At 61.7% G+C, this 4,627-nt stretch carries 3 protein-coding genes; 1 reads left to right on the top strand and 2 read right to left on the bottom strand.

Annotated elements, in window-relative coordinates; genetic code table 11:
* The coding region (locus Y707_RS27830) for an ATP-dependent DNA ligase (protein ID WP_051442242.1) at positions 1 to 2,611 on the bottom strand (2,611 nt) is incomplete at its 3' end.
* A 64-nt stretch (positions 2,612 to 2,675) separates the two neighbouring features.
* Here Y707_RS27830 and ku point away from each other — a divergent pair.
* Positions 2,676 to 3,758: a non-homologous end joining protein Ku gene (ku, locus tag Y707_RS0119955; protein ID WP_026536376.1), complete on the top strand. Its 1,083-nt coding sequence runs from the start codon at positions 2,676 to 2,678 to the stop codon at positions 3,756 to 3,758.
* Between the two features lie 13 nt (positions 3,759 to 3,771).
* On the opposite strand, the gene Y707_RS0119950 is transcribed toward ku, so the two are convergent.
* On the bottom strand, positions 3,772 to 4,627 hold an 856-nt coding region (locus Y707_RS0119950; protein ID WP_026536375.1), incomplete at its 5' end, for a CPBP family intramembrane glutamic endopeptidase.

Below are 4,627 nucleotides of genomic sequence, written 5' to 3'. Positions count from 1 at the left end.
GCTGGCGAAGCCTCCCTCCGCCCGTGCGTTCGGCGTACCGGACTTCGCCAACCAGCTTGGGTGTCACCCAGTGTGCGTCGGCGACGTCAGGTTTCGGTACGTCGTCGAACGGACTGGTTTTGCGTTCGAGTTTCTTCAGTTTCACGGTCAGGGCGTCCAGCTCCTTGTCGCTGAAACCAGTGCCGACGCGGCCTACATACTCCAAGCTGTCGCCGTCGGGAATCCCCATCAGCAGGGATCCGATCTGGTTCGCGCGGCTGCCCTTGCCCGGGCGCCAGCCGCCGATCACGACCTCCTGGGTGAGCTGGTTCTTGATCTTGATCCAGCTGCCGGTGCGTTTGCCTGATGAGTAGGTGGAGGAGCACTTTTTCGCCATGATGCCCTCGAGGCCCAGTTCCTTGCTGCTCTCGAGAGCCTCTTTAGCGGGCGCGTCGATGCCGGGTGGCAGGTGGATATGGTCGGTCTTGGTGCCCTCGAAGATCAGGTCCAATGCACGACGGCGGTTCCGGTAGCTCTCCTTCAACAGCGAGGTTCCGTTGAAGTACAGCAGGTCGAAGACCATGAACTCGACCCTGGTCTTTTTCGCCTCACGTTCGACGTCGGCTTTCTTCGTCAGCTGCATCCGCGTCTGCAGGAGGCCGAAATCGGGCCGGCCGGCCTTGTTAATGGCAACGATTTCCCCGTCCAATACGACGGTGTTGTTGCCCAGGATCTCCGTCAGCTCTTCGAGCTCCGGGTAGGAAACGGTGAGATCGTTGTCGTTGCGGCTGGTGAGGGTGAGTCCGCCCTTATAGATGGTGGCGGTGGCTCGGATGCCGTCCCATTTCATCTCGAAGCCCCAGCCGTCCCCATCGTCGACGTCCTCGATGGTTCCGTGCTTGGCCATCATGGGTACGACCTTCGGCGGGCGCTTGCCCGGATCATCACCGGGAAGGGCAGCATCGGCGCTGGGGGAGCCCGTGGCGGCCTTGTCAGCCGAGCCGTCGCCGTCGTCGTTCCTGTCTCCGTCACTCCTGCTCTTGCGCCCGGCCGCCTTGGGCCCGGTGCCCTTTCGGCCGGACGACTTGGCACCCGCTCCAGGCTGATCTTTCATCAGGTGGATCAACCAGTTGTCCTTGGACCCTTCGCCGCCGCCGGTATGGATCAGCGCATACTTACGGGGACCGCCCAGGCCGCCATCCTCCTCGCCATAGAGCGTGACGATCACTTCCTTGCCATCACGCCACTTCTCCAGCTCGTACGTTCCGGCGTCCCAGATGGAGACGTCTCCGCCGCCGTATTCGCCCTTCGGGATCGTTCCCTCGAAGCTGCCGTACTCCATCGGATGATCTTCGGTCTGGACCGCAAGGTGGTTCTTGTCCGTGCTGGTGGGAACGCCCTTGGGGACGGCCCAGGAGACCAGGACGCCATCGTGTTCGAGCCGGAAGTCATAGTGCAGCCGTGTGGCGTGGTGTTCCTGGATGACGAAAGTGTGGCCCGCCTCGGCGCGGGTGATTTCATCCGGGACCGGCTCCGGCGTCTTGTCCGGATCGCGCATGCTCCGGTACTTATGCAGGCGGTCGAAGGTGTGGGCTGCCGCGGATTTTTCCTCGTCCGGCTTCTCTCCGGCCGGGACGTTGGGTCGCCTCGGCGCCTGCTTTGTGCTCGACTTACCGGCGCTGATACCGCCGCCATCCTTGGTCTCTTCGACGGCGGCCCCGAGCTTACCGGCTGACAACTCCGCGAGGGGATCCTCACCTCCGTCCATCCGCTCCAGCACTTGTTGGTAATCCAGGTTCTGCAGGTCCTCCGATCCGAGTTCCTCCCAGGTCCGCGGCGCGGCGACCATCGGCCGCGTCCGCCCCCGCAGTGAGTAGGGCGTGATCGTGGTCTTCGCCGCATTATTCTGGCTCCAGTCCACCAGCACCTTGCCCTTGCGCAGTACCTTCTTCATGTCGCTGACGATCAGGTCCGGGTGGTCCGCCTCGAGCGCCCGCGCCAGCTCATGCGCAACGGTCGAGACGTCCTCGGAAGTCTGGCCCGTCTTAAGCCCGGCATAAAGATGGATACCCTTGCTCCCACTGGTGACCGGCATCGGGTGCAGACCCATATCTTCCAGAATCACGCGCGCCAGCCGGGCGACCTCGGCGCACTCGGCCAGTCCAGTGCCCTCCCCCGGGTCCAGGTCGAGCACCATCCGGTCGGGCATTCCCCGCCCGCCGCCGTCGCCGTCGTCGAACTTCCACTGCGGCACATGCAGTTCGAGGGCAGCCATCTGCGCCAGCCAGGTGAGGGTGGCCTGATCATTGACCAGCGGATAGCAGTTGGTGCTCGTCTTGTGCGTCATGGATTGCCGCGGCAGCCAATCCGGCGTGGACTTTTTGTCCAGGTTTTTCTGGAAGAAGACCTCGCCCGGCTTCTCGGCCGTGCCGACGCCGTTGACCCACCGTTTCTGCGTGACCGCGCGGTTGGCTGCGTGCGGAATCAGCCACTTCCCTATTTGGCTGTAGTAGTAGAGGACATCGCCCTTGGTGGTGCCGGTTTCCGGGTACATCACCTTGTCGAGGCTGGTCAGCCTGATCCGGCGGCCTTCGACGGTGACGACCTGCCGGTTCTCCGCCTGTTTAGCCATACTGTTATCTCCAAATGTCGCCCGACCTCTAGCCTAGTAAGCATGCTTGGTGTTGACTAGGGGTATGCGAGCCATCTGGAAGGGCGCGATAGCCTTTGGGCTGGTCAATGTCCCGGTGAAGGTATACAGCGCTACGGAGAACCATGACATCCGCCTGCATCAGGTCCACGACAAGGACGGCGGGCGGATCCGTTATCAGCGCCACTGCGAGGTCTGCGGTGAAGTAGTCGAGTATCAGCACATTGATAAGGCGTACGACGACGGCGATCGCACCGTGGTCTTGACCGACGAGGATTTCGACTCGCTGCCCGTGGAAAAAAGCCGGGAGATCGACGTCGTCGAATTCGTGCCCAGCGAGCAGGTCGACTCGATCATGTTCGACAAGGCCTACTACCTCGAGCCGGATTCCAAGTCGAGCAAGGCTTACGTTCTGCTGCGGCGGACCCTCGAAGAGACCGACCGTACCGCCATCGTGAAGTTCACCCTGCGGCAGAAGAGCCGGCTGGCCGCGCTGCGGGTGCGCGACGACGTGTTGATGATCCAGACCCTGCTGTGGGAGGACGAGGTGCGGGAAGCCTCATTCCCCTCGCTGGACGAAAAGGTCAAAGTCTCCGACAAAGAACTCAAGATGTCATCGGCGCTGGTGGATTCGTTCTCAAGCGACTTCACGCCGGAAGAATTCACCGACGAGTACCAGGAACAGCTGCAGGAACTGGTCGAAGCGAAGCTGGAGAAGGGCGAGGGATACGACACTGAGGAAACCTTCGGCGAAACCGGCGAGGAAGAGGAAGGCGGCGCCAAGGTCCTCGACCTGATGGAAGCGTTGCGCCGGAGTGTGGAGAAGAACCGCGGCTCCTCGGCGGCCGCGGATACTTCGGACGACTCTGACGAGGAAGACGAAGATGACGAGGAGGAGGCGCCGAAGCAGTCCTCCGGTTCGAAATCGAAGTCTTCCGGCGGGTCCAAATCCTCAAAGTCAGCCTCCTCCAAGTCCGGATCTTCGAAAAGTTCGGATTCCAAGTCGACCGGAAAATCGGCGGGGTCGAAATCGTCTAAATCGAAGTCCTCCAGTTCGGATAAAGACAAAGACGATAAGGACGGAGAATCCAAGTCCGCGTCCAAGACCCGGCAGAAGAAGGGTGCCTGACTGTCCTGGTCGACTAAGCGATTTGGAGCGCCAAGGCCAGGACTATCGCGATGCCGTTGAACACCATATGGGTCACGATGGCGCTGCCCAGCCGCCCTGTCAGCACCGTGAGCGTGCCGCACACAATGCCCATCACGAAAATGGACACCAGCAACAGGATTGTGGACTGAAGACTCGTCACACCGCCGAGGTGTACGGCCGAGAAGAGGGCGGCGCTGGCAAGAATCGCCGTCATCGTCGCCAGACGGAGAGGTCTGCGTTCGGTCGCAGTGCGGATCGGTCGCGACCCGGCGGCTCCGCCCGAACGCGCTTTGCCAAGCCACACTGCATTCTGGACCGCCCGCAGGATGAATCCCCGGAAGAACAGTTCTTCAAGAATTGGAGCAATAACGACGCCGCCGATAAAGGCATTGACAACGATCCACAGGACGTCTCCGGTGAGGAAGATACCAATATTGGATTCCAGCAGCTGCCCGTCTTCGGGCGGCCAGACCAACAGGATGAGGAACAGGACCAGCAGTACGAGCAGGCGTGCCGCAATCCCACAGGCGAAACCGATCGCCAGGTCGATCCATTTGAACCTTAAGCCGAAATCGCGGGCCAGCGAGCCATACCCGCGCCTCTTCGAAACCAACAGGCAGACAGCCAGGATCGTTATCCACACCAGAGCCAGGGAGGCAAGGACCAGCGGTGGTGTCAGTCCTCTGCCTCCGCGGGCCAACTGGATCGCCAACCCGCCGCCGAGTGGCACCAGAATGAAGGCCGCGAGTCCAAAGACCACATCCCATAAACCCCATGCCGGACGCGTAACCGTGTCCGCTGAAACCTGGACCGGATTGGCCAGGCGGTTGGTGGCGGCCTGCCAATAA

The sequence above is a fragment of the Arthrobacter sp. H14 genome, from assembly GCF_000520495.1.
Classification (GTDB): domain Bacteria; phylum Actinomycetota; class Actinomycetes; order Actinomycetales; family Micrococcaceae; genus Arthrobacter_C.
This window is presented reverse-complemented; position numbering and strand designations above follow the sequence as displayed.